The sequence below is a fragment of the Vibrio sp. M250220 genome (assembly GCF_036533795.1).
Lineage (GTDB): Bacteria > Pseudomonadota > Gammaproteobacteria > Enterobacterales > Vibrionaceae > Vibrio.
Window position 1 is genome coordinate 1 of the sequence record NZ_JATABI010000035.1, and the last position, 25,002, is coordinate 25,002.

Below are 25,002 nucleotides of genomic sequence, written 5' to 3' on the forward strand. Positions count from 1 at the left end.
CAGTTACGCTCTGGTTTCTCACTGCAAGACGATCAAAGCGAGATCTACACTTCCGGTACCATTTCCAGTATTTGGGCCGTTACCGCAAGCTACGAGCTCGATTACTATCAAAATCAACTCGCGTTTGGTGCTAAATGGCAACTCGATCCTCTCTGGCAACTCGACCTACATTACCGATGGAATTATGCTGGGAACAATCACCTTGACGGCCTAACCATCGCTTTTCATGACTGGTTTTCACTGGAACAGAACGGTAGAGAAGAGGTCAATAACAATCGCTTTGTTATCAACATGCCTGAGTATGGTATCGAACTGGAAGATTTTCGCGGCGAAACCCTCAGTCATGCAATCACTGGTTATTTGCAGTATCAGGTGTTTACCCAAGAGCATCACGGTTTATCGGTGGGAGTATCGCTTTATTACAACGATACCAAACACGGTATTTTTAGCTCTTCAGAGTTCGAACAAGCGATACAGGCCAACTACGGCTACCGAAGAGATAAACACGCTTTAGACACCACGTTAGCATTCACATTTCGCAATACGCCGACTGTCTTTGCACAATTGCCCTATCGCAGTACCACTTGGTCAATGGGCGGCAGTTATCAGTATCAGATGTTTGAACACCATGCTTTTATCGGCCAAATTAATGTCCATCAAGGGATCACTACAGACAATGGCGAGTTTTCAAAACCTTCAACCGAATTTACTATCGGCTATCGTTATACGCTAAAAAACACCGCAGTAGAGATCACTGCGGTAGAAAATATGTTTAACGCTGACAATAGCACTGACATCGCGTTTGGCGTTGCCTTCCGATATCGTTTCGGCGGGTAGGCCCGTTAGACGGCGAGAATACGGTTCACCGCCGCGGCAATTTCGTCATCAGAAGCTTGGCGCTGGAGAGAAAATGAGAGATATTGATCACCACGGACACTCAAAGAGCGATCCACTTCCGCTAAGCAATGCACTGTTGCACCTTCTAATACAAACGAAAGCTCAATCTCTTTGCTACTTATAAAGCCACTGTTACGAAACTCAATTTCCTGATAACAGCCCGATTTTGAGCTAAAGTTACCGCCACGTAACAAGCCTTTTTCTACGTCTGCTTTTACCATTGCAAAACCCGCCTGCTCGATTGCAGAAAGGATCTTTGCCACCACAGGTAAAGGTCTGACTTCGACAAAATCCCTATCTTTTGGATCGATGGCAAAATCAATATCCAACGTGGTTTCTAGCCAAACGTGGCACTGATTTTTTAATGCATTGAGCGCCGTGATTGGCGTTTCTTCACTAACGGTGTAAGAAAACGTACGCTCGAATTCAATTCATTGGCTTAAATTGGGGCGATACTTGCAATCTTGGCACAAATGTATAACCATTTGTATAGTCAATTATAAAGTTAAATATTATGAGTAATTCTCCCCTTTATCTCCAGATCAAACGGTATATTGTCGAGCAAATTGATCAAGGTTATTGGCCTGTCGGCCATCGTATTACCACCGAGCTTGAACTGACGAAACAGTTTGACGTCAGTCGTATGACGGTAAATAAAGCGATACGAGACCTTGTATCAGAAGGACGTTTAGTCAGACGCCCTCGCCTCGGTACGTTTGTTTGTGCCCCAGACGACAAAGCGGAATCACCATTACTCGATATTCGTAACATCGCTAAAGAAGTTGAACAGCGTGGTAGAGCATACAGCAGTAAAGTGGTTAAACAACTGGCATTAACCGCCGATGATGTGGTCGCCATGAAACTAGGTGTCATGTTAGGTAGTGACGTTTTCTACAGTGAAATCATTCACTTTGAAGATAAATCCCCCATACAACTCGAGTTGCGCTGGGTGAACGCAAGTTATGCTCCCAACTATTTAGAACAAGACTTTACGCAGATCACGCCCAACCAATATTTATCAGAAAACTGTCCTCTCAGCGCAATAGAGCATACGGTTGAAGCTATCGTTGCTGACGAAAGCGTGCGTGCGGCGCTTCGCCTTGCGATTAATGAGCCTTGTCTGCTGCTTAACCGCAGAACATGGAGCCAAGAAAAGCTCGTCAGCACTGCATTACTCTATCATCCTGGCACGAGATACAAATTAAGCTCTAAAGTTCTCCTTCCTTAGAGCATTTCATACTTTTTGACTGATCACATTTTTGCAACATTGCACTTGATCATTTAGCAAACTTGAATCAGTATTTGTATATACATTTGATTATGAGTATTACTATGAAGTCCTCTGTTGATGAAATCATCTTAACCAACGCTAGAGTAGTCACTATGACTCAGGGGAGCCGTGGCTATGCCATTTCGCCTCTGAGCAATATTCATATCAAACAAGGTCAAATCCTATCGTTAAGCGAATCGGCTATCTCTTCTGAGATCAATACATTTGATTGTGAAGGGAAACTGGTCACGCCGGGATTTATCGACTGTCACACTCATCTTGTTTTTGCCGGTAGCCGTGCAGACGAGTTCGAACAGCGTCTCAAAGGCGTTCCATACCAAGAAATCGCTCAACAAGGTGGCGGTATTCTGTCTACTGTGCGTGCAACCCGCGCAGCCAGTGTTGATCAACTGACGGAACTGGCATTGCCTCGTTTAGACGGGCTGATTGCTAGCGGCGTGACGTCTGTCGAAGTGAAGTCAGGCTATGGATTGACGATAGAAGATGAAATCAAAATGTTGCGTGCTGCGCGTGCTCTCGAAGCTCACCGAAAAATTCGTGTTACGACCACATTACTTGCCGCACATGCCTTGCCGCCTGAATTTAGTGGACGTGCGGACGACTATATCGAGTTCGTCTGCCAAGAGATCATTCCTCAAGTAGCCGAAGAAAAGTTGGCGACGAGTGTAGACGTATTTTGTGAGTCCATTGGGTTCAACCTAAAGCAGACTGAACGCGTGTTTGTCACAGCCATTGAGCATGGCCTAAAAATCAAAGGCCATACCGAACAGCTATCCAATCTTGGCGGTACAGAGTTAACTGCCAAGTATGGCGGCCTGTCTGCTGATCACATTGAATTTCTCGACTCGAAAGGTGTCGCCGCACTGGCACAATCAAACACGGTCGCAACCTTACTGCCGGGTGCTTTTTACTTCCTAAAAGAGACCCAACTACCGCCTATCGAGCTCCTTCGTCAACATAACGTGCCGATGGCGATTGCCACGGATTTGAATCCAGGTACGTCACCTTTTGCAGATTTGACTATGATGATGAATATGGGCTGTACACTATTTGGCCTAACACCAGAAGAAACCTTGCGTGGCGTCACTGCGAATGCTGCTCAAGCGCTGGGCTACGGTGAAAGCAGAGGTCAAGTTGTCCCAGGTTTTGATGCGGATTTGGCGATCTGGGATGTTGAACATCCTGCCGAGTTTAGCTATTTCCAAGGCGCTCCGAGATTGGCCGCGCGTCTTGTTGCCGGAGAGTTAGATCATGTCTAATCATGTCGTTACCAACCAAGATTTTCATTGGCAAGGCCGCCACGATGCGGAAGATGGCGCACTCGGTAAGCGTGTTCATCATGTGATTAAACAGCTCAGAGTTGATGAGCTCGAGCCGTATCACAATGCTGTAAGCTTGTTAGGCTTTTGTAGTGATGCTGGCGTCGCTCGCAACAAAGGGCGTATTGGCGCACGTAAAGCTCCAGATCTCATTCGTCGAGCCCTAGCAAATATGGCGTGGCACAAACAGAGTGCCTTAATCGACTTAGGCAATGTCATTTGTGATGACGACTTACTCGAGCAAAGTCAGGCTCAATGTGCTGACATCATTGCCACGGCTTTAAAATCAACGCCTGTGATCACTTTAGGCGGGGGGCACGAAGTCGCTTGGGCTTCATTTCAGGGGCTGGCGAAGTACTTTGAATTTCTAAACCCAGCCAAACCACCAAAAATCGGCATCATCAACTTCGACGCTCACTTTGATCTTCGCGCTTTCGAGAGTGAACACGCGGAAGTTAAGCCGAGTTCAGGAACCCCGTTTAATCAAATCCAGCGCTACTGTGCGACTCACGATTGGCCGTTTCATTACGCATGTTTAGGTGTTAGCCGCGCGAGCAACACCGAAGCACTATTTAATCGAGCAGATGAGTTGGATGTGTGGTACGTCGAGGATAAAGACCTCGCTCATTTAAACCACGTCTATCACCTAACTCAGTTACAGCATTTTATCGATAAGTGTGACTACATCTACCTGACCATAGATCTGGACGTCTTCCCTGCGGCGACGGCCCCTGGAGTGAGTGCGCCAGCAGCGCGTGGAGTCAGTATCGATATTCTCGCGCCATTTATTGAACGAATTCTGCATTACAAGCAAAAACTGGTCATAGCGGATATTGCCGAATACAACCCAACTTATGATGTCGACAGCCAGACAGCACGTCTAGCGGCTCGACTCTGCTGGGACATAGCAAACGCTTTTTCCGAAAAATAATAATCCATCAGGCAGAGGCTAGTGTTAACGGTGCATAAGCGCCCTAGCCCCCTTTTTGCCTGAACAACGTGAACCACAAGGAGTCTTACCATGACGGAACGCCAAGTAGAAGATAAGCGTCTCGATACGAATAGAACCATTCGCGCGCCACACGGCACGACATTGAGAGCAAAATCTTGGCTAACAGAAGCCCCGCTTCGCATGCTGATGAACAACTTAGATCCAGACGTTGCCGAGCATCCGCATTCTTTAGTCGTGTATGGTGGTATCGGTCGCGCTGCGCGCAACTGGGAGTGTTACGATAAAATCGTTGAAGTGCTAGAGCGCCTAGAAGAAGACCAAACTCTTGTCGTTCAGTCAGGCAAACCTGTCGGCGTGTTCCCGACTCATAAAAATGCACCGCGCGTGTTAATCGCAAACTCAAACTTAGTGCCTCATTGGGCGAACTGGGAGCATTTTAACGAGCTAGATAAACAAGGTCTGATGATGTACGGTCAGATGACCGCTGGCAGTTGGATCTACATCGGTTCACAAGGTATTGTTCAAGGTACTTATGAGACTTTTGTCGCCGTTGCGAAAAAGCACTTTGACGGTAACGCAAACGGTCGCTGGGTTCTGACTGGTGGTCTTGGCGGTATGGGTGGTGCTCAACCTCTAGCTGCGACTATGGCAGGTTTCTCAATGATTGCCGTGGAATGTGACGAGTCACGTATCGACTACCGTCTGCGTACTGGTTACGTTGATAAAAAGGCAACAAGTCTGGATGAAGCGCTTGCTATCATCTATGAGTCGGATACCCCTGTATCAGTCGGTCTACTAGGCAACGCTGCCGACATCTTCCCTGAGTTGGTTGAACGTAACATCACACCAGATGTTGTTACTGACCAAACCTCTGCTCACGATCCGTTGAATGGCTACTTGCCGATTGGTTGGTCTATGGAACATGCTGCTGTAATGCGTCTAAAAGATGAAGCCGCCGTGGTCAACGCAGCCAAAGAATCAATGGCGATTCAAGTTAAAGCGATGTTGACGCTTCAAGAACGCGGCGCCGCAACACTCGACTACGGCAACAATATCCGCCAAATGGCATTGGAAAAAGGTGTAGAGAATGCCTTTGATTTCCCTGGTTTCGTACCGGCATATATTCGCCCTCTATTCTGTGAAGGTATTGGTCCTTTCCGTTGGGCAGCGCTTTCTGGTGATCCAGACGATATCTACAAAACAGATCAAAAAGTAAAAGAGTTGATCCCAGATAATCCTCATCTTCACAACTGGCTCGATATGGCGAGAGAGCGTATTCAGTTCCAAGGTCTCCCGGCACGAATTTGTTGGGTAGGTCTGAAAGATCGTGAGCGTCTAGGTCAAGCATTCAATGAAATGGTTAAGAATGGCGAACTTAAAGCCCCTATCGTCATTGGCCGCGACCATCTAGACTCTGGTTCAGTAGCGAGTCCGAACCGTGAAACAGAAGGCATGATGGACGGTTCAGACGCGGTGTCGGATTGGCCACTGCTTAACGCTCTGCTAAACACTGCTGGGGGAGCCACTTGGGTTTCACTTCATCACGGTGGTGGGGTTGGTATGGGCTTCTCTCAACACTCAGGCATGGTGATCTGTTGTGACGGCAGTCAGGACGCATCAGAGCGTATCGCACGCGTATTGCACAACGACCCTGCAACGGGCGTAATGCGCCATGCAGACGCGGGTTACGAGATTGCAAAACAATGTGCCGCCGATCAAGGGCTTGATTTGCCAATGCTTAACGAAGAACTAAAGAAGCTTAAATAAGGATGATGAAGATGTTGAATCTAACGCTTAAGCCGGGACAACTTAGCCTACCAGTGCTACGTAAAATCAGCCGTTCACCAATCAACCTGACTCTTGACCCAGAGGCAATCCCTGCCATAGACGAGAGTACCAAAGTGGTAGAACAGGTGATTGCGGAAGATCGCACTGTTTACGGTATCAATACAGGTTTTGGCCTACTGGCGAACACACGCATCGCACCAGAGGATCTGGAAACACTACAAAAAAGTATCGTGCTTTCACATGCCGCTGGCATCGGTGAGTTTATGTCTGACGAAACCGTTCGTTTGATGATGGTTCTTAAGATCAACAGCCTTTCACGTGGCTACTCGGGTATCCGCCTTAAAGTCATCCAGGCGCTAATTGACTTGGTCAACTCTCAAGTCTATCCATGTGTACCGCAAAAAGGCTCGGTTGGTGCTTCTGGTGACCTTGCTCCCCTTGCGCACATGAGCACCGTCTTGTTAGGTGAAGGGCAAGCTCGTCACAACGGCAAGATCATCTCTGGTATCGAAGCATTGAAAATTGCAGGTCTAGAGCCGATTACTCTTGCACCGAAAGAAGGTCTTGCCCTGCTCAACGGCACTCAGGCATCAACAGCCTTTGCTCTTGAAGGCCTGTTTGCGGCAGAAGACCTTTTCGCCTCAGCCACTGTGTGTGGGGCTATGTCTGTTGAAGCGGCACTCGGAAGTCGTCGTCCATTTGATCCACGAATCCACCGCGTACGTGGTCATCGTGGCCAGATGGACGCCGCAACGGCATACCGCCATCTGCTTGACAACACGAGTGAGATAGGTGAATCGCATACTTGCTGCGAAAAGGTACAAGATCCCTACTCATTACGTTGTCAGCCACAAGTTATGGGCGCATGTTTACAGCAGATCCGTAATTCAGCAGATATTCTTCAGACTGAGGCGAACTCTGTATCGGATAACCCGTTGGTATTCGCAGATGACGGTGACATTATTTCGGGTGGTAACTTCCACGCAGAACCTGTCGCGATGGCAGCCGATAACCTCGCTCTAGCGATTGCAGAGATCGGCAGCCTATCTGAGCGTCGCATGGCGCTGCTCATCGACAGCGCTTTGAGTAAACTGCCACCATTCCTTGTTGACAATGGCGGGGTTAACTCTGGTTTTATGATTGCTCAAGTAACTTCTGCGGCGCTTGCAAGCGAAAACAAAACCTTGGCTCACCCAGCTTCAGTAGACAGTTTGCCGACATCAGCCAACCAAGAAGACCATGTTTCTATGGCGACATTTGCTGGTCGTCGCCTACGTGATATGGCCGAAAATACACGTGGCATCTTAGCGGTTGAATACTTATCAGCTGCGCAAGGATTAGACTTCCGCGCACCAAACAAGTCATCAGCGAGAATTGAGGAGGCGAAACAGATCCTACGTGAGAAAGTTAGCTTCTACGATAAAGATCGCTACTTCGCTCCAGATATTGAAGCGGCAAACTCACTGCTTATGATGGCGGTTCACAATCACCTAATGCCAGAAGCGATTCTACCAAGTATTGCTTAAGGACTAAGGGTTAAAAACAAAGCCCCTACTTGTATAAGTAGGGGCTTTATCGTTTTTAGGGCTAACAAACCTTTATATCCAACGCCTTACTCGTTGCTTGTAGTCCAGATACTGTGAACCAAACAGTGCTTCTAGCGCTCTCTCTTCGGGCAAGATTTGAAAGCGATTCATGTACACAATAAAGCCGAAGCTAAACACAATCGCTAGCAGATTTTGTTGCCAATATGCATAACCAAACAGCAGTACAAACAACCCTAAGTACATTGGGTTACGCGTGTAAGAATAAATACCAGAGTCCACAACCGTCGATGCATCGTCGACCTTTATCGGGCTTACGGTTGTCTGAGCACGGCGAAACTCGTAAATTCCCGCTAAACCAACAAACCCAGCCACGAAAAAGCAGAGAGCAAACAGCAAGCCACCGAGGGGAAGGTTTACCTGAAAAGTGAGAAATTCATGACTCAACTGGTTACTCGCGACAATAAACAGTACAAACAGCGCGACAGGTGGAATTTTACGTTCCAATTTGTCCATGGAATCTCCCTAGAGATAAGATCGTATAGAATAAAAATAGCTCAGCGTTTGACGCTGAGCTATTCGATTTAAACAATCTGCAACAGAGCTTGCAAAGGATGCTGCGTTTTGACCTGTTCAAATCGCTTAACCTGACTGCGGCATGAGTAACCCGTGATCAGACAGCGATCTTTTGGCAAATCCTGCAAACGGGGTTTCCAACTTAAGCCATAGATATCTTTCGACATTTGCAGCTTGTCGACCTCATGGCCGAACGTACCAGCCATACCACAACATCCAACCGCCACAGTGTTTAACTTGGCGCCGAAGTGAGCAAAAATAGCTCCCCACTCTTTTTCAGCGTTAGGCATTTTTGTTTTTTCAGTACAATGAGCAAACAGATACCACGGTTGCTCTTCACTCGCCGGACGTTGTTCAAATTCAACCAGTTTTGGTTCTAACCATTCGTGAACCGTCAGTACTTGGAAATCACCTCGCTGATCACCCAACACCTCCTGATATTCATCTCGATAGCAAAGAACTAACGCCGGATCGACACCCACGAGTGGTACGCCAACATCCGCCACTTGCTGAAGAAACGCTGCGGTGTTCGAAGCACTCTGCGCGAAACGTTTAAGGAAACCTTTAACGTGCTGTGCTTTACCATTTGGTTTAAACGGCAATAGCACTGGTGTCTTGCCAAGTTTCGCGACCAATGAAGCAAAATCTTCGACCACTTGCGCGTCGTAATAACTGGTAAATGGGTCTTGAACGATAACAACGTGGTTTGCTTTATCCTCTTTGGACATCGCGGCAAGTTGTTGAAGGTCAAAAGCTTTGAGTGCCGATGTGCGCTGAGCCAGAGTAGGAACAGACAAGAGCGGCGAATCAACATAGCCGACTGATTTAGCGGTTAAGTCTTGAACCCACTGCTGTTTCAGCGCGCCATTGACCAGCTTTGGCGCTTTAGCCAAAACGGGCAACATGGTTTCGATGTTCGCAACTAGGTAATCCTTCACTGGACGCTGGTAACGAGAGTAGTAAATATTTAGGAAGCGTGAGCGGAAGCTAGGTACATCAACCTTGATTGGGCATTGACTGGCACACGCTTTACACGCGAGACATCCATTCATCGCTTCATAAACTTCATGAGAGAAATCATACTCATGACGCTTATTGAGAGTGTTGCGCACCCTTTCAATCATCGTCTTGATGGTTGAGTTATCTTCTAGGGTCTGCTTTTCGAGATCAAGAATATCAACCCCTTGCTCTGTTAGCTGTCGCAACCACTCTCGCACCATTCCCGCACGACCTTTAGGTGAATAGCGACGATCCGCGGTTACTTTCATAGAAGGACACATCGGCGATGAGGTATCGTAATTGAAGCATAACCCGTTCCCGTTACATTCCATCGCTTGTTTGAAGCTATCTCGTACCTCTACGTCGATCTGGCGATCGAAGTAACCACGCTTAACATCCGTCACCTTAACCAGCTCTTCATTGCTGTCAATCGGAGTACAGATTTTGCCCGGGTTCATCTTATTGTGTGGGTCACAAGCCGCTTTGACACGGCGCAGCTCAGCAAACAATTCTTCACCGAAGAATTCTGGTCCGTATTCAGAGCGATAACCTTTACCGTGCTCACCCCACATCAAACCACCATACTTAGCCACCAGCTTGACGACTTCGTCAGAGACTTGATGCATCAATGCTTCTTGCTTCGGATCGCACAAATCCAGCGCTGGTCGAACGTGCAACACACCAGCGTCAACGTGACCAAACATGCCGTAATTCAGAGACTTGGCATCGAGCAATTCGCGAAACTCACCGATAAAGTCCGCAAGATTTTCTGGTGGCACACAGGTATCTTCAGCAAAGGCGACTGGTTTTGCTCTTCCTTTCGCCGCACCAAGTAGGCCAACCGCTTTTTTACGCATGTTGTAGATACGACCAATACTCGCCACATCATCACACACTTGATAGCCAATAATGCCCGCTTCTTCATTCGCAAGCATGTCATCGAGTCGTTGACATAAGGCCTTCACCTGTTGCTCAACTTCCTCAACATCTTGCCCTGCGAACTCAACCATGTTGATGCCCTGCATGTCTTTGCCAGGAACATCCGTCAATAGATCACTAACGGTATGCCAAACAATATCTTGTTTAGCCAGATTAAGAACTCGCGAGTCAACCGTCTCGACCGAAAGCGCCTTGGCTTCGACCATCAACGGCGCGTTACGTAACGCGGAATCAAAACTGCTATACTTGATGTTGACTAGAGTGCGCGCTTTAGGAATTGGCGTTAAATTCAGCTTCGCTTCAGTGATGAAGGCTAATGAACCTTCTGCGCCACATAACACTCGTGTAAAGTTGAATTGATCCGTCTCGGTATCTAATGCATTTTTCAGGTCATAACCTGTTAGAAAACGGTTGAGTGGTGGAAACTTCTCTTCGATCTGTTGGCGTTTTTCACGACAAATTCGCTCCGTCGTGTTGTAAGCATCAAAGGCATACTCACCTTCTGTAGGCATGCCATGTGACAGATCCGACTCCAAACATGAACCGTCTGCAAATACGGCTTGCACAGACAACACATGATCAGACGTTTTGCCGTATTTAAGAGAACCCTGACCTGAAGCGTCGGTGTTAATCATACCACCTAGTGTGGCTCGGTTACTGGTTGATAAGTCTGGAGAGAAAAAGTATCCATAAGGGCGTACAGCATCATTCAGTTGGTCTTTAACAACACCTGTTTGTACGCGAACCCAGCCTTCCGCTTCGTTAATCTCCAGTACCTTATTCATATGGCGAGACAAATCCACCACAATCCCCTTCGTCAAGGATTGACCATTGGTGCCTGTACCACCACCACGCGGAGAAAAGGTGACTCGTTCATATTGAGACTGAATGGCTAACTTACCAATTAACGCAACGTCTTGAGTTGTTTTAGGATGAACAACTGCCTGAGGTAACTGCTGATAAACACTGTTATCGGTAGATACGGCTAATCGACTTGAATACTGACTTTCAATATCGCCACTAAAACCATTCGCTTTGAGTTGTTCGAGAAAGGTGAGTACGATCGGATCCACATCCGATTGAGAATCTAATCTTGGTAACATTTGCTTCCTGCCCCCTACGACGCCGATCCTATCAGCACTGGGTTCGCTAAAGTGTAAAAAACTATTATTTGAATCAGGTCACTTTACAACATTTAAAAGGGTGATCAAAACAGAAATGCAATGTCAGAATGGAAGTTATCGCATTTTTTTCCCACACTTATAAATAATCAATCCAATTTAAAGTGTTTCTATGAGCGAATCATCCATGAAAAAAAATAAAATCGTCACCACCGAAGACATTCTATTAAAGTTATGTCAGTCCGTTTCAGGTGTTCTAACTTCTGCAACGAGCTCAAATGTTACCTACTCTGCAATGGTGCAGAAAATTACCAAGACCAGCCTTAAACCTGACTTTGGCTGTTTTGTACTGTTTGACGGAGGGTTCTCAGGGTTAGTCGTGATTAACTTCACTGCAAAAGCGGCACTCGAAGTCTACACAAACTATATGCGAAACATGGGAATGCCCGACGAAGAACTTGCTGTGCTGCATACCTCAGATGAAGTGGCAGATGTTCTGGGTGAATTGATGAACCAACTGGTTGGTCACTTTACCAACCAAGTACGCAAAGACCTGCAAACACACATTACTCAAAACCAGCCAAAGATGCTCTCTTTAAACAAGCAAGTGAATTTGTCTGTCGATACCAATCTTGATCGCCCACAAGCACGCCGTGTTACCTTCTCAACTGAGCAGGGCAACATTTTTTACTTAGAGCTAGCAATGGACAAAACTGAGTTCATTCAGCTTGAGGAATTTGAAGCAGCTGAGGACGATTGCCCGGATACAATTCTGGAGCAGACTCAACAGAAGATGAAAGCAAGCAAAGAGACTAAAAGCTCAGCGGGTGAAGAAAGCAACGCTAACGACCTGCTTGATGAGTTAGGCATCTAACCTCGCCAACTCAATTACCAGCCAGGCATCGCCACCCTGATACGGTGGCGACTTTTTCACACCGACTCATTATATAACTACAACGTATTTCCGTTTTTGAGCGGAAAACGTTAAAATGTCCGACTTTGCTAAATATGTGAGACATACAGCGGTCGATGGATAAACAAAAAGCCCTCAAAAAAATTGCCAAATGTTTAGAGCTTGGTAACTCTGCCAACGTCAACGAAGCAGCCAATGCGATCAAAATGGCTCATCGTCTAATGCTCAAATATGGCCTCGATAAGGACGATATCGAGTTTATCAAAATGGGCAAAACACAATCGACCCACTTACTTCCAACCAGTGTCACTTCAAACTTGTTACGCATCATTCGTGGCATCAACACTAAGTTTGGTGTCGAAGCAGTACTACTTAATCATAAAGGCCTCAAACGTGTAGAGTTTATCGGTGAAGCGGACCGCGCTATCTTTGCTGCCTTCGCATTTGATATTATTTATCGAGAGATGAACGAACAAACTGGCCGCTTCCGTAATGGTTTTGCAGGAACAGGGACACCCGCCAGTAAAGTCACTCGCCGAGTTAACTCATTCTTATCAGGCTGGGTAGAAGGCGCTCTGGAAAAGCTGCCTATCATCAGTCCAGATGAAGAATCAGCGAAGAAGATCGACGACTACATCGACAAAGAGTTTAAAAACATCGATCGCGAAACGTTTAAGCAGCAATTAAGAGAGGCGATGAAGAACTTGACTGAAGATTATGAAGTTGGTCTGAAGAAAGGTCGCACCGTTTCTGTAAACCGCCCTATCGATGGTGCACAAGCGCCCAAAATGCTCAGATAGTGCAATCTTCGTTCAGCTACCGTTAATCTTTGGTCAAATAAGCTAGATAAAATTGACATAATAAAGGCCATCAGGTTTATTCACTGTCATCCAAAAACCGGACATGGGTCTGGCTTAAAATATAATGATACACGGAGATGTTATCGTGAAAAAAATCACACTTGCTCTAGCAGTAGCAATCGCACTTTCTGGCTGTCAGGCAACGCAACGCCAAAATGCCACTACCGGTGAATCAGAGACTAACTCTGCGACCAAAGGGGCATTGATTGGTGCCATCGCAGGCGCAGCAGTTGGTCTAGCGACCGGCGATGATGCAAAAGAACGTCGTAAACATGCGCTCATTGGCGCTGCGGGTGGTGCAGCAGTGGGTGGTGGTGTGGGCTACTACTTCGACCAGCAAGAAGCCGCACTACGCAAACAGCTTCTCAATTCTGGTGTTCAAGTTGAACGTGTTGGTGAGAACCAACTTCTGCTTCGCCTTGAAAACGGCATTGGCTTCCAGTCGAGCTCTTACCAACTAGACCCAAGCATCCACAACACGCTACGCGGCGTTGCACAAATTCTTGTTGAATACCCAGATACAAGCTTAGTAATTGACGGCCATACAGACAGCACCGGTAGTGACACCACAAACCAAGTTCTATCTGAACGTCGCGCTGAATCTGTTCGCTCTTACCTAGTATCTCAAGGTGTTGCTGCAGGTCGTGCAGTCGCACGTGGTAATGGTGAGCGCTACCCTCTGTGTTCAAATAGCACCGCGGAAGGCCGAGCTTGTAACCGCCGTGTAGAAATCCAGATCCTACCTCTTAAGTAATCTGCCTTTCTCAACGTGACCATTTCTATTGGCTTCTCCGGAAGCCAATTTTATATCCATCACCTCAAATATGTTCAATTGTTATCAATTTTTACTGAGTAATTGATATACTTAGCAAATACTGCCTGCTTGCCAATCATGTCCAGAGGTTAATTTGCGCATCCTTCCCCTTCTACTGCTAGCGTTGTCCGCCTTTAGCTATGCCCAAACGGTAGAAGAGCTGATCAAAAGTGCCCAAAACAACAATGTCCACGCTCAGCTTGAGCTGGCTGAGATGTATAGCCAAGGCAATGGTATCGAACGCTCAGACTCAGAGGCATTTTATTGGTATCAGCAAGCGGCCGAAAGTGGCAACTCATCTGCGGCGATTTATCTAGGGCGTGCTTACCTAAACGGTGTTGGAACGAACCCCGATGTTGAAAAAGCGATTTTTTGGTTGAACAAAGCCGCGTTTGAGGGAGATCCCCAAGCGCCTCGTCTTCTCGGTGAGCTATACGAAAACTTGCAGCAGCCACCCAATAATTTGGACCTTGCTGAGATCTGGTATCTCGAAGCCGCGAAGAACGATCCCAACGCAGAAAACGCCTATGCTCGTATTCTAGAAGAGCAATTTAATGCCCGAAGAGCGAAACAAGTGGCCGCTATTGATCAGCTTGAAGTGGCATTTGATCACCAAGAAATCGAATTGAGTCCAACAGCAAAGTCTGTATCGCAAAGCCAACAAGCGGCAAACAGTCTGGTATATGCTCTATCCGCATTGCTATTGGTGAGTCTCACTCTTGTCGGCTGGCTATTGCGAAAGAACCAAACGCTCCGAAAGGCCGCCAATACCACCGAGTCAGACACGCAACAACAGCAGCTCAAACTTGAACGAGAACTCAAGCGCAAGGAAGATATTCTCAAGCAGCAAAAACGACAAATGGAAGTCATGTATCGCCATATCAAAAAACAGCAAGAAAATACCAAGCCGGTAGTCACAGAGAGTCACAGTGAGAAGCCCCTAACGCTAGCGTGTGCCCTTTTTGGCTTTAACCCAAGCAAGATACCCGCCGAAAAAGAGATCAAGTTAAGATACAAGCAACTGTGTAAAATCTACCACCCAGATCTCAAAGGCAGTGAAGAAGAAATGAAGCGTTTGAATCAAGCGTTGAAAATAATTCTTTCAAGTGTTAATAAATAGTTACATTTCAATTTTAAAATATTTCACTTACCTTTTCAGCGTTTAAAACACAAGGCTGCGCAATCGATCTCCTTCCCAATACACGTAACAAATGCTTAACCAAACCGCGTAGTTTGTGTCATACTCCACGGCGAAAATAGCACCTAAAAAAATTAAGGTGGGGAGAGTATATGTTTACTATTGAAGGCGTGTGCGACTGGTGTAAGAAACCAAACATGCTAACCAAACATGATTACGTCGACGGAAAATGTCACCATTCATGTAAAGAGTGCAATGACCTAGCGACTCTTGATGTTCGTCAGTTTAACATTGAAGAGTTACAGCATAGAGAGCGACAACTTAGCGCTCTACGCTAGTCAGCATTGTGTCTCCAGCGATGTAAATAAGCCACCGAATGACGGTGGCTTTTGTATTTTTAGTCTCTCAGTAACTGGCGGCTAATCTGCATCCGATTGTGACTCAGGAGCGGCTTGTTCAAACGCCGCAAGCTTATTAAGTGACGCCGTCACTTGAGTAATGTTCGGATACGCGGAGAGATCAACCTTAAACCGCTTGGCATTGTAAACCTGTGGAACGAGACAGACATCAACCAAGCTAACATCGTCTCCGACACAGTAGCGCCCTCGTGTCAGTTTTAGCCTCTGCTCTAGAGCATCAAACCCTTTCATTATCCAATGGGCATACCATGATGATTTCTCTTCGTCCGTGACGTTGAGTGTTTGAGAAAGATACTGTAAAACGCGCAAGTTATTGAGCGGATGAACATCAATCGCAATATCATGAGCCATTGCCTTAACCTGATAACGTAATGCTCGGTCCGTTGGCGTCAACAACACTTCCGGATAGTTCTCATCGAGATAGTCGATAATCGCTAAGGACTGATTAAGCCGCATCTCACCATCAATAAAAACGGGTACCAATTGATTGGGGTTGAGACGCTTAAAATCGGTCGAGTGCTGTTCTCCACCATTTTTAATCAAATGAATGGATCGCTGCTGATAGTCGAGCCCCTTAAGATTGAGGGCAATTCGGACTCGATAGGCCGCAGATGAGCGCCAGTAACCATATAAAATACGATCACCCATACTTAACCACTTGTTGGTCAATTGCACCAAAAATCGAGTGCCCATCGTTATCAAGCATTTCTATTTTGATCCGGTCACCAAACTGCATGAACCCAGTAGAAGGTGAACCATCACGAATCGTCTCTATCATTCGCACTTCTGCAATGCACGAGTAACCCACGCCACCTTCGGCAATGGCGGTACCATGTTCTGTTCCCTGTTTGTTTGACACCGTCCCCGAACCGATAATCGCACCGGCAGACAGTGGACGACTCATAGCAGCATGCGCAATGAGCTGTGGAAACTCAAATGTCATATCCACACCGGCGTTAGGGCATCCAAACGGCTCATTGTTGTAAAAACTTAATAGTGGCAGATTGACCTTGCCACCATCCCAGTCACTGCCCAATTCATCAGGTGTGACCGCAACCGGAGAAAAAACAGACGAAGGTTTAGATTGGAAGAAACCAAATCCTTTTGCTAACTCGTTTGGAATCAAACCGCGTAACGAAACATCATTGACGAGCATGACAAGTTTGATTGACTGAGCAGCCTCTTCAACACTGACTCCCATTGGTACATCACCGGTGATAACGGCAACCTCACCTTCAAAATCGATGCCCCATGCTTCATCAACGACCGTAATATCATCACACGGGCCAATAAAGGCATCCGACCCACCCTGATACATTAGAGGATCGGTCCAGAAACTTGGCGGCATTTCCGCGCCACGCGCCTTACGCACCAATTCAACATGATTGACATAGGCTGAGCCATCTGCCCACTGGTAGGCTCTTGGTAACGGTGATTCGCACTGCAGAGTCGAGAAAACCATTTCGTTGGTCAATTCGCCGTTATTCAATGCGATGTACATTTCATTTAACTGTGGCTCAACACGCTGCCAGTCATCCAGTGCTTGCTGCATTGTCTGTGCGATTTCTGGCACCGCGACACAATGAGTGAGTGATTTGTTCACAACAACCAATAAGCCATCTCGGCTGCCATTTTTTAGGCTTGCTAACTTCATTCTATTTGCCCTTATTTTTGTTCTTTCCAGCTATCGATATACTGCTCATTTTCAACCTGACGTGCGTGCTCACTAATTTCGAGTGCATGACGGGTATCGATCATCACTGCCACTTCATCGGTGAATTTCTTCTTATACTCCTGCCCTGCTTTAAAGGCCTTGGGATGTGGGCCGTGAGCAAATCCAGCGGGATGAAAGGTCACCATTCCCGCCTCAATGTTGTCGCGACTAAAGAAATCCCCTGCGTGGTAGAACAGCACTTCATCGTAATCATCATTGTTGTGGTAAAACGGCACCTTTAACGCCCCAGGATCACTTTCAATAGGCCTTGGCACAAATGTGCAAATAACAAATCCTTGCCCCACAAATGTCGTATGCGCTGACGGCGGCAAATGATAACGGTGCGACATAAGTGGCCTGATATCACGCCAGTTAACTCGTACCACAGAAAGGTCACCATGCCAGCCAATCGCATCTAGTGGATTAAACGGATAAGTGACGATGCTCACCTGCTCATGACGTTTAATGTAAACTTGTGTCGACTGTTCTGAATACTGATCTTTAAATGCCTGATCAATTTTCGGAACGTCGAGCACTGCTGGGTCAAAAACAGCGTGATTACCAACCATGCCTTTTTCCGGCAAGGTATAAGCGGCATCCGTGTTTTCAATCATCAAGATGAACATCGGCTCATGGGGTTCAAGCCGCCAAGTGGTCGAGCGAGGGATCATCACGTAATCCCCTTCAACCACCTCAAGGTGTCCATAGTCACAAAACAGATCGGCTTTGCCCTGATGAATGAATAAGAGTTCATCGCCGTCTGCGTTGCGTGCTAGGTGTTCCATCGCACTATCGAGCTTCCAGATACGAACTTTACAGTTAGCGTTATGCAGAAGGTAAGGTACCGACCATGGAGAGTTCTGAATCGAGGCTTCCACTTGGTTGAAATTGAACGCACGAGGTTTTAGCTCACCCTGCCAATCACTCCAACCTGTAGGGGCATGCTGGTGATGGAAGTGAGCGGCAGGGCCAAAGAAACCACTGCGCCCCGCTTCGCGTTCATAAATCGCTTGTTCCGGGAAGTCAGCGTGTGCCTGCTTGGAGCACACTCCCTCCCGATGCGGGAATGTTATCCATTTATGCATCGTTTAGTACTCCACGACGAATTTGATCTTCTTCAATCGATTCAAACAAGGCTTTGAAGTTACCTTCGCCAAAGCCCTCATTACCTTTACGCTGAATAATTTCAAAGAACACCGGACCAATAACCGTCTGGGTAAATATTTGAAGTAAAATACCATCCTTCATTGGCGCACCATCGATAAGGATCCGCAGATCACGTAACTTATCGACGTCTTCACTGTGACCTTCCACACGTCCATCGATCTTTTCATAGTAGGTGTCAGGTGTCGGCATAAACTCCATGCCACGGTCACGAAGTGTCTGTACCGTTTGATAGATGTTATCCGTCGTTAGGGCGATATGTTGAATACCTTCACCGTTGTATTCACGGATAAACTCTTCTATTTGTGATTTGTCGTCAGAAGATTCATTGATTGGAATACGGATCTTGCCACAAGGCGCGGTCATCGCACGGCTGACAAGGCCAGTCAGTTTGCCTTCAATATCGAAGTAGCGGATTTCTCTGAAGTTACCGATACGCTCGTAAAATCCAGACCACAGATCCATATTGCCTTGCTTAACATTATGGGTTAAGTGGTCAATCTCGTACAAGCCGACATCCATCTTTTCTAAACGTTGTTTGGCATCGTCATAAAAGCGGAAATCGACTTCGTAAATACTGCCATCTTGGTAGCGATCAACAAAGTAAAGCAGACTCTCACCGATACCATAGATCGCTGGAATACTGAGTTCCATTGGACCTATCTCAGTGATGTACTCTTTCGCACCATTGTCTAGTGCTTGTCTCATCGCAACCGAAGAATCTTTCACTCGGAAGGCCATGCCACAAACTGAAGGACCATGTACCTTAGCAAATGCATGAGCCTGACTGTGTGGCTGAGCATTTACGATAAAGTTCACGTCACCTTGACGGTAGAGCCAAGCCTCTTTAGAACGGTGTTTTGCGACTTCTGCAAACCCAAGTGAGTTAAACAACTGCTTTAGGTCTTGAATACCCTTCTCATCTGCCGCTGTGTATTCGACAAACTCAAAACCATCAGTGCCTAATGGGTTGTACGCTTCGTTCATTTGATGTCCCTCGTGTATTAGTAACGACCATGTATCTATCAATAACTTGGCTTATCACGAGCAAAAAATGAATCTTTACGCGCAATTTCAAGGTTACGAAAATGTAATCAAAAACTGTAAACGGCGAATTTAAAAACCAATTTTAACGATTAAAAACAAAAACTTAAAACAAAACCGCACAGTAACATTTATTTTACATTTCAAGCATCAACGGCCGTGAATGAGGAATTTTTCAACTTTGCCTACATCGAGTTCTGAACCTAAGAGTGCGTGCCATTAGTGTTTGATAAAACGAGTAAATAATCACCTGAACATGTATAAGCCCAACAGATACCTGACGATAAAAAGCCTGTCAGAGTCACCGATAGATTGACGTAGCGCAGTTTGCGACTCGGCTGAGCAAGATATGGTAATCCCCTCTGTTCCTAACGAGGTATAACAATGACTCAAATTAATCGTGAACGTCTGGTCGAACACTTTATTCAACTTGTCAAAATTGACAGTGAATCTCGCAACGAAAAGCAAATTGCTGAAACGCTAGCAGAGCAGCTCGGGGAGCTTGGCTTTACCGTACATAAGTTAGCTGTCCCACAAGATGTCTCCAATGGCTTTAACGTCTACGCTCGCTTGGAAGGTGAACTTGCCGACAGCATCGTACTGAGTTGTCACATGGATACCGTAACCCCAGGAATTGGTATTGAGCCTATCATCGAAAATGGCATTATCCGCTCTAAGGGGAATACCATCCTTGGCGGTGATGACAAGTCGGGTATCGCAGCTATCATGGAAGCAGTCCGTTGTATTCAAGCGGCTAACCAAGCTCACAAGACCATCGAGATAGCTTTCACTGTTCATGAAGAAGGCGGACTATTTGGTTCTCAGCACTTTGACATGTCTTACATCCAGTCAGACAAAGCGATCGTACTCGATACAGGAGGGCCGATTGGCAGCATAGTCAATGCCGCTCCAGGTCAGCAAAAAATCGTCGCCAACTTTATCGGTCGTCCTGCGCACGCCGGTTTGGCGCCAGAAGAAGGCATTAGCGCTATTCAAGTCGCAGCAGATGCTATCACTCAAATGAAGCTACTGCGCATCGATCACGAAACAACGGCTAATATCGGGATTGTACAAGGCGGTAATGCGACCAACATCGTTATGCCTTCTTTAAAAGTGGTCGCAGAAGCGCGCTCACTAAATGATGAAAAACTCTCCCAGCAAGTATCGCATATGATTGAGACGTTTCAGGCAGCGGCCGATAAGTATGGTGCTCAAGTAGAGATTGATTCAACCCGCGCATACAACGCATTTGTCATTGCTGATAACCACCCTCATATCGAAGCAGTTAAAGCATCATTTGAGGCGATTGGTGCTAAGCCTTACACCAAAGGAACTGGGGGTGGTAGTGATGCAAATAACTTCAATGCGAAAGGATTAACCACCGTAAATATCTCAACAGGTATGGCAAAAGTACATACCACAGAAGAGTTTATCGCCGTTGACGATATGGTCAAAGTAAGTGAGTTTGTTCAACACTACCTTACACACTAACCGTAAAAAAAGCCGCGACCACGGCTTTTTTATTCTCTGGTTAATTTGACCAGCCGCGCTTCGCGTACCTCTTGTTTCATCATCGAACCGAACTCTTCAAAGGACAGTGGCTGAGAAAACAAGTAACCTTGGTATTGATCGCATCCTTCTTGACGTAAAACATCAAGCTGCTCCTGATACTCAACCCCTTCAGCCACCAGCTTAATGCCTAAACTATGTCCCATCTGAATGATGGTTCGAACAAGCACTCGGTCTGAGTGGCTAACGGCACAATCATCGACGAAACATTTATCTATCTTGATCACATCCGTCGGTAACTGTTTGAGATATTTAAGGCTAGAGTATTCGACACCAAAATCATCAATCGCAACCGAAACGCCAATGGCTCTCAACTGACGACAGATATCGGTAATGTTTTCAGGGTCACTCATTAAGGTCGACTCTGTAATCTCCATCTGCAATAGATGCGATGGCAGTTGTGTCTCTTTTAATGCGTGGCATACCACTTCGAACAGATCAGCATGAGCAAACTGAACCGTTGAGACATTGACAGCAATACAGATGGATAGCCCCTGATCATGGTAACGTTTTGCTTGACGGCATGCTTCCATGATTATCCACTGGCCGACAGGCACGATCTGAATCGTTTTTTCCGCAATAGGGATAAATTCACCTGGGGAAATAGGCCCAAGCTGAGGATGGTTCCAGCGCAACAACGCTTCAGCACCAACAATGCGTGCGGTTTCAATTTCCACTTTGGGCTGGTACATCAACAAAAATTGATCGCTTAATAACGCCGACTTAATCTCCGTTTCAATCTGATGCTGCCTAATTGTCTCGCCAAGTAGTTCATCATCAAACCAGCACACCGCTCCCGCTCCTTCTGAGCGTGCTTTATACAATGCAAAATCTGCGTTTTTTTCCCATACTTCGGTGCTGCCAAGTGCATCTCCCGCCATCGCAACGCCAATACAGTAAGACAACCGATGAGATGTATTGTCGACATTGAACATCACTCTTTGATGGCGGCTCAGTTTATCAACCAGATCATTGAGCTTTTCTACAATGTCCTGTTGCTCCACAACAACGAGAAATTCGTCACCACCAAAACGGTAAACCTTACCATCATCTCCGACCAAGTCTTTCATATGCCTGGCAAACGCGACGAGAAGATCATCTCCATGGCGATAACCAAGCCTGTCATTGACATTTTTAAACCCTTCTAACCCAATGTGGATCAGCCCAAATTTCTTGGCGTTACTCTCATTTATTCGGCTTATGTCCTCCCGATACGCATTGATATTCGGCAGTTTTGTGAGGTAATCGGTTTGACTTTCTATTTTAAAGACAAGGGCTTGCTGCTTGGTCTTCATATATGAATAGGTCATCAATGTTGCGAACACACTACTCGCTGTCATTTCAATCGACACATCGATAAAGGCATCAAACTCAGTGAGTGACAGTTGATATAGGTAGCCATTGATCAACGCTGCACAAACAGCAATCGGCCATAACGTTCCGGGGAATAACACCACATAGCATAAAGGAAGCGCAAAGAGGCACACCTTGATCTCATCAAGACCGAAGTGCTGCACTAAACCTCCGGCAATAAATATCGCTACACCAGCAAACGCACAAAGGTGCTTGAATGCAAGTACTTGCGTGTATAACGCAAAGAGAAGTAATGCAGGAAATAGGTAAAACGGCATCTCCCACGGATGTGGATCAGATAAAAGTGCACGGGACATGACGCCCACTGCAGCAATATAGGCGATATAGCTTATAACCTGCACGCTTTCATTGAGTTTAAACAGCCGCATCCTGAGCCTTCATTTCCCAAGCAATTACTTTAAACGTAGCGCATTTTCTGAAAATCGCTTTACTCGTTACCAAATCAGTGCCTCTATCCTGAGACAGATAATAAAAACGCCTCTAAGATAGAGGCGCTTTTAGGGCGAAGGCGGAAACAGACTAAAGACCGAGCTCTTGCGATAAGGCCTTCATTTGTTTTAAATCCATCTGATGAACACGAATCATTTGTTCAACTTGACTCAACCTTGATTGTGCTTCGTCTTGCTTATCACACGCATCTGATTTGGCGTCCCAAGAGGTGCCTTCCAAATAGACATCACACTGTTTTTTCAATTCAACGATTTTGGGCGCAAGTTCTTCACGTTCTTTCTCTAGGGCTTCTAGCTCCTGAGAGACTTTCAGTTCCTGCTGGAACAACTCACGTGAACGCTCAAACATTGTTGCCTGCATATCGGCCTGTCGGTTGAGCTGAGTATTCTGGCTATTCACCGTGGTTATTTGCTGTTTTTGCTGCGCAATCTGCTCTTTCAAGGTCGTATTTTCGGTTTGTAGTTCGTTGACCTGAGAGTGAAGCGCATCCAAAGCCAGCTTATGCTCTTGTTGCTGAGCATTCATCGCCAATTGCAGCTTCTCTTCAACCTCATCATCAACCTTGGCAACTCTCTGCTCTACTTGAATGGCCATTTGTTGTTTGTCAGCCACTAACGTTTGATATTGTTGTTCAAGAGATTGGTAAGTCGATTCCCACTTTTGTGCCGTGAGTGTCGAACCCACCAAACCACCTAACGCAAGGCCCAGCGCACCAGCGATGACAATATAGAGGCGAGCACGCTTGTCTCTCTCCTCAATCACAACAACGTCATCATTCTCTTGTATATCGTTTTGTTCGTTCACTTATTGCTCCTAAAGCCTAGCGAATTAGTTCTGTAACCATGATTGTTGCGGTATAGATAATAAAGCTGGAAACCAACGTTATTACGACGTACTTCTGCAACTTCTCGCTCGTACGATAGCGGATCAGTACAAACGCGATGACAATCAAAAACGCGATGGCAAGTAACCTTGTCATAACCTCTCCTTGGGCAGATCCTATACTGATTACTTTATACCATTTTTTGTGCCTAAATAGTCAGAGTCAGGTTGTTTTCGCCACCCACAGTATTAAATAAATTATTTCAATTGGTTACTTTAAATACGTTGTGACCAAATCTGGATGAAAAGGCGTCACTTTTATTTGTATATCAGCATTTTATTTGGTGTGTCACTTAGAATGAGGTATAAAGAACCGTAATAAAACCATGGGACCAAAATGATGAAACCATACAAACTAGACAATAAAAAGCGCCGTATTCAAAAGAAACTTTTCCTAGGCGAGTTTGCAATGAAAGGTTTTGAACTGAGTTGCGAAACAAACATCAATGATTTTGATCGATACGATGCATTTGTTGATGACTTCATCGACTACATCGATGGACTAGGTCTGTGCTTTGGTGGTGGCGGCTTAGAACTCTTCGAAGGTTTCCTATGCTGTAACCAACGCTATGCTGATGCGACTGAAGAACATCAAGCTCAAGTTTTAGCATGGTTAGAAGCACGTGAAGAAGTGAAAGCGGTGAAAGTGAGTGAACTCGTAGACGCAAACTACTTCTAATCTCGATTATAGCGCCTTAAACGGCGCTATTTTTTTATTGGTCTTATCTCACTTCCATTCCTAGATTGTACTGCGCTAAGCAGCGTGTCACGTAACTTATCTTTAACAAGGCAGAAATAAAGTCATATTGACACCATTAAGCAAGAGTCAATATGACACAATAAATTCATTAAAACCCACACTTATCTCGATAATAAAATCGATCAAAAACATGCAATTCTGTTATTGAATTACATCAAAATAATGATAAAGTTCACACGTCGACAGCGAACAGTGCTATCGACCAACTTTTGCTCTTAAATTGAGCAATTGTTCCGATGAAGACTGCAGGAGAGCGGTTATTTACCAAATGTTAACATTTGCATAAAATAACCTACCGAAGAAGTAAATCTTTCAGGTGCTATTTAGGTAGCGAGGACTGTAGTTGGAGGAACCTCTGGAGAGAACCGTTAAATCGGTCGCCGAAGGAGCAAGCTTTACGCAAGTAAAGTGAAACTCTCAGGCAAAAGGACAGAGGAGTGGAAAGATCTAACCTACTACACCGCTTTTCTGCCTG

General features: G+C 46.0%; 22 protein-coding genes, 1 pseudogene and 2 riboswitches. Of the genes and pseudogenes, 13 read left to right on the forward strand and 10 right to left on the reverse strand.

Features of this window, described 5'->3' with window-relative positions:
- The coding region (locus QTN94_RS12780; protein ID WP_331427842.1) for a DUF3187 family protein at positions 1–837 on the forward strand (837 nt) is incomplete at its 5' end.
- A gap of 5 nt (positions 838–842) precedes the next feature.
- Here QTN94_RS12780 and QTN94_RS12785 read toward each other — a convergent pair.
- A pseudogene (locus QTN94_RS12785) lies at positions 843–1,310 on the reverse strand (sporulation protein); the annotation flags it as partial.
- A gap of 101 nt (positions 1,311–1,411) precedes the next feature.
- Between QTN94_RS12785 and hutC the strand changes: the two are divergent.
- The 5 genes from hutC to hutH all read left to right on the forward strand — a co-directional run bounded on the left by hutC (position 1,412) and on the right by hutH (position 7,773).
- The gene (gene hutC / locus QTN94_RS12790; RefSeq protein ID WP_331427843.1) at positions 1,412–2,125 is read left to right on the forward strand and encodes a histidine utilization repressor; all 714 of its coding nucleotides are present in this window, start codon (positions 1,412–1,414) and stop codon (positions 2,123–2,125) included.
- A gap of 155 nt (positions 2,126–2,280) precedes the next feature.
- Positions 2,281–3,447 (forward strand): imidazolonepropionase, encoded by a 1,167-nt coding sequence (gene hutI, locus QTN94_RS12795; RefSeq protein ID WP_331427872.1) that lies wholly within the window; start codon positions 2,281–2,283, stop codon positions 3,445–3,447.
- Positions 3,440–4,438 carry a formimidoylglutamase gene (hutG, locus tag QTN94_RS12800; protein ID WP_331427844.1) on the forward strand — a complete coding sequence of 333 codons (999 nt, stop codon included), beginning with the start codon at positions 3,440–3,442 and terminating at the stop codon, positions 4,436–4,438. The genes hutI and hutG overlap by 8 nt, the downstream gene beginning before the upstream one ends.
- Before the next feature lie 90 nt (positions 4,439–4,528).
- Entirely contained in the window at positions 4,529–6,226 is a 1,698-nt protein-coding gene (gene hutU, locus QTN94_RS12805; RefSeq protein ID WP_331427845.1) for a urocanate hydratase, read from the forward strand.
- 11 nt (positions 6,227–6,237) lie between these two features.
- Positions 6,238–7,773, forward strand: a complete 1,536-nt coding sequence (gene hutH / locus QTN94_RS12810; RefSeq protein WP_331416987.1) for a histidine ammonia-lyase — start codon at positions 6,238–6,240, stop codon at positions 7,771–7,773.
- Between the two features lie 72 nt (positions 7,774–7,845).
- Here hutH and QTN94_RS12815 read toward each other — a convergent pair whose 3' ends face one another.
- Together QTN94_RS12815 and ydiJ are read right to left on the reverse strand one after the other, a co-directional pair.
- Positions 7,846–8,307, reverse strand: a complete 462-nt coding sequence (locus QTN94_RS12815; RefSeq protein ID WP_331427846.1) for a methyltransferase family protein — start codon at positions 8,305–8,307, stop codon at positions 7,846–7,848.
- 68 nt (positions 8,308–8,375) lie between these two features.
- Positions 8,376–11,408, reverse strand: coding sequence for a D-2-hydroxyglutarate dehydrogenase YdiJ (gene ydiJ / locus QTN94_RS12820; RefSeq protein ID WP_331427847.1), 3,033 nt, complete (start codon positions 11,406–11,408; stop codon positions 8,376–8,378).
- Positions 11,409–11,613: 205 nt separating this feature from the next.
- Between ydiJ and QTN94_RS12825 the strand changes: the two genes are divergently transcribed.
- From QTN94_RS12825 to QTN94_RS12845, 5 genes are all read left to right on the forward strand, one after another.
- On the forward strand, positions 11,614–12,300 hold the full coding sequence (locus QTN94_RS12825) for a DUF3334 family protein (RefSeq protein WP_331427848.1): 687 nt from the start codon (positions 11,614–11,616) through the stop codon (positions 12,298–12,300).
- A 155-nt stretch (positions 12,301–12,455) separates the two neighbouring features.
- Positions 12,456–13,139 (forward strand): DUF2786 domain-containing protein, encoded by a 684-nt coding sequence (locus tag QTN94_RS12830; protein WP_331427849.1) that lies wholly within the window; start codon positions 12,456–12,458, stop codon positions 13,137–13,139.
- Between the two features lie 145 nt (positions 13,140–13,284).
- Complete coding sequence (locus QTN94_RS12835; protein ID WP_331427850.1) at positions 13,285–13,953, forward strand: OmpA family protein; 669 nt, start codon at positions 13,285–13,287, stop codon at positions 13,951–13,953.
- Between the two features lie 154 nt (positions 13,954–14,107).
- Entirely contained in the window at positions 14,108–15,133 is a 1,026-nt protein-coding gene (locus QTN94_RS12840; protein ID WP_331416982.1) for a tetratricopeptide repeat protein, read from the forward strand.
- 170 nt (positions 15,134–15,303) lie between these two features.
- Positions 15,304–15,489 carry a hypothetical protein gene (locus QTN94_RS12845; RefSeq protein ID WP_269376873.1) on the forward strand — a complete coding sequence of 62 codons (186 nt, stop codon included), beginning with the start codon at positions 15,304–15,306 and terminating at the stop codon, positions 15,487–15,489.
- Positions 15,490–15,570: 81 nt separating this feature from the next.
- On the opposite strand, the gene maiA is transcribed toward QTN94_RS12845, so the two are convergent.
- Genes maiA through hppD form a run of 4 tightly spaced genes read right to left on the reverse strand, consistent with a single transcriptional unit; the run spans position 15,571 to position 19,435 of the window.
- Positions 15,571–16,218 (reverse strand): maleylacetoacetate isomerase, encoded by a 648-nt coding sequence (gene maiA / locus QTN94_RS12850; RefSeq protein ID WP_331427851.1) that lies wholly within the window; start codon positions 16,216–16,218, stop codon positions 15,571–15,573.
- Positions 16,211–17,224, reverse strand: coding sequence for a fumarylacetoacetate hydrolase family protein (locus tag QTN94_RS12855; RefSeq protein ID WP_331427852.1), 1,014 nt, complete (start codon positions 17,222–17,224; stop codon positions 16,211–16,213). Before QTN94_RS12855 ends, maiA begins: the two co-directional genes overlap by 8 nt.
- Before the next feature lie 11 nt (positions 17,225–17,235).
- Positions 17,236–18,369 carry a homogentisate 1,2-dioxygenase gene (locus QTN94_RS12860; RefSeq protein ID WP_331427853.1) on the reverse strand — a complete coding sequence of 378 codons (1,134 nt, stop codon included), beginning with the start codon at positions 18,367–18,369 and terminating at the stop codon, positions 17,236–17,238.
- A complete protein-coding gene (gene hppD, locus QTN94_RS12865) occupies positions 18,362–19,435 on the reverse strand; it encodes a 4-hydroxyphenylpyruvate dioxygenase (RefSeq protein WP_331427854.1) in 1,074 nt (357 codons plus the stop codon). The genes QTN94_RS12860 and hppD overlap by 8 nt, the downstream gene beginning before the upstream one ends.
- 441 nt (positions 19,436–19,876) lie before the next feature.
- Here hppD and QTN94_RS12870 point away from each other — a divergent pair, with 441 nt between their 5' ends.
- Positions 19,877–20,983: a M20/M25/M40 family metallo-hydrolase gene (locus QTN94_RS12870; RefSeq protein WP_331416976.1), complete on the forward strand. Its 1,107-nt coding sequence runs from the start codon at positions 19,877–19,879 to the stop codon at positions 20,981–20,983.
- Between the two features lie 29 nt (positions 20,984–21,012).
- On the opposite strand, the gene QTN94_RS12875 is transcribed toward QTN94_RS12870, so the two are convergent.
- From QTN94_RS12875 to QTN94_RS12885, 3 genes are all read right to left on the reverse strand, one after another.
- The gene (locus tag QTN94_RS12875; RefSeq protein ID WP_331427855.1) at positions 21,013–22,803 is read right to left on the reverse strand and encodes a putative bifunctional diguanylate cyclase/phosphodiesterase; all 1,791 of its coding nucleotides are present in this window, start codon (positions 22,801–22,803) and stop codon (positions 21,013–21,015) included.
- Positions 22,804–22,954: 151 nt separating this feature from the next.
- Positions 22,955–23,689: a chromosome partitioning protein ParA gene (locus tag QTN94_RS12880; RefSeq protein ID WP_331427856.1), complete on the reverse strand. Its 735-nt coding sequence runs from the start codon at positions 23,687–23,689 to the stop codon at positions 22,955–22,957.
- 16 nt (positions 23,690–23,705) lie between these two features.
- Entirely contained in the window at positions 23,706–23,864 is a 159-nt protein-coding gene (locus QTN94_RS12885) for a hypothetical protein (protein WP_171052208.1), read from the reverse strand.
- A 243-nt stretch (positions 23,865–24,107) separates the two neighbouring features.
- On the opposite strand from QTN94_RS12885, the gene QTN94_RS12890 reads away from it, so the two are divergent.
- Complete coding sequence (locus QTN94_RS12890; protein WP_269376940.1) at positions 24,108–24,446, forward strand: 50S ribosome-binding protein YggL; 339 nt, start codon at positions 24,108–24,110, stop codon at positions 24,444–24,446.
- A 317-nt stretch (positions 24,447–24,763) separates the two neighbouring features.
- Positions 24,764–24,877, forward strand: a riboswitch (glycine riboswitch).
- Between the two features lie 2 nt (positions 24,878–24,879).
- Positions 24,880–24,963, forward strand: a riboswitch (glycine riboswitch).
- Positions 24,964–25,002 lie beyond the last annotated feature (39 nt).

Excerpts from the sequence above, each read along its gene's own strand:
- hutC (WP_331427843.1), top strand. The coding sequence starts at position 1,412 with ATGAGTAATTCTCCCCTTTATCTCCAGATCAAACGGTATATTGTCGAG.
- hutI (WP_331427872.1), top strand. The coding sequence starts at position 2,281 with ATGACTCAGGGGAGCCGTGGCTATGCCATTTCGCCTCTGAGCAATATT.
- hutG (WP_331427844.1), top strand. The coding sequence starts at position 3,440 with ATGTCTAATCATGTCGTTACCAACCAAGATTTTCATTGGCAAGGCCGC.
- hutU (WP_331427845.1), top strand. The coding sequence starts at position 4,529 with ATGACGGAACGCCAAGTAGAAGATAAGCGTCTCGATACGAATAGAACC.
- hutH (WP_331416987.1), top strand. The coding sequence starts at position 6,238 with ATGTTGAATCTAACGCTTAAGCCGGGACAACTTAGCCTACCAGTGCTA.
- QTN94_RS12815 (WP_331427846.1), bottom strand. The coding sequence starts at position 8,307 with ATGGACAAATTGGAACGTAAAATTCCACCTGTCGCGCTGTTTGTACTG.
- ydiJ (WP_331427847.1), bottom strand. The coding sequence starts at position 11,408 with ATGTTACCAAGATTAGATTCTCAATCGGATGTGGATCCGATCGTACTC.
- QTN94_RS12825 (WP_331427848.1), top strand. The coding sequence starts at position 11,614 with ATGAAAAAAAATAAAATCGTCACCACCGAAGACATTCTATTAAAGTTA.
- QTN94_RS12830 (WP_331427849.1), top strand. The coding sequence starts at position 12,456 with ATGGATAAACAAAAAGCCCTCAAAAAAATTGCCAAATGTTTAGAGCTT.
- QTN94_RS12845 (WP_269376873.1), top strand. The coding sequence starts at position 15,304 with ATGTTTACTATTGAAGGCGTGTGCGACTGGTGTAAGAAACCAAACATG.
- maiA (WP_331427851.1), bottom strand. The coding sequence starts at position 16,218 with ATGGGTGATCGTATTTTATATGGTTACTGGCGCTCATCTGCGGCCTAT.
- QTN94_RS12855 (WP_331427852.1), bottom strand. The coding sequence starts at position 17,224 with ATGAAGTTAGCAAGCCTAAAAAATGGCAGCCGAGATGGCTTATTGGTT.
- QTN94_RS12860 (WP_331427853.1), bottom strand. The coding sequence starts at position 18,369 with ATGCATAAATGGATAACATTCCCGCATCGGGAGGGAGTGTGCTCCAAG.
- hppD (WP_331427854.1), bottom strand. The coding sequence starts at position 19,435 with ATGAACGAAGCGTACAACCCATTAGGCACTGATGGTTTTGAGTTTGTC.
- QTN94_RS12870 (WP_331416976.1), top strand. The coding sequence starts at position 19,877 with ATGACTCAAATTAATCGTGAACGTCTGGTCGAACACTTTATTCAACTT.
- QTN94_RS12875 (WP_331427855.1), bottom strand. The coding sequence starts at position 22,803 with ATGCGGCTGTTTAAACTCAATGAAAGCGTGCAGGTTATAAGCTATATC.
- QTN94_RS12885 (WP_171052208.1), bottom strand. The coding sequence starts at position 23,864 with ATGACAAGGTTACTTGCCATCGCGTTTTTGATTGTCATCGCGTTTGTA.
- QTN94_RS12890 (WP_269376940.1), top strand. The coding sequence starts at position 24,108 with ATGAAACCATACAAACTAGACAATAAAAAGCGCCGTATTCAAAAGAAA.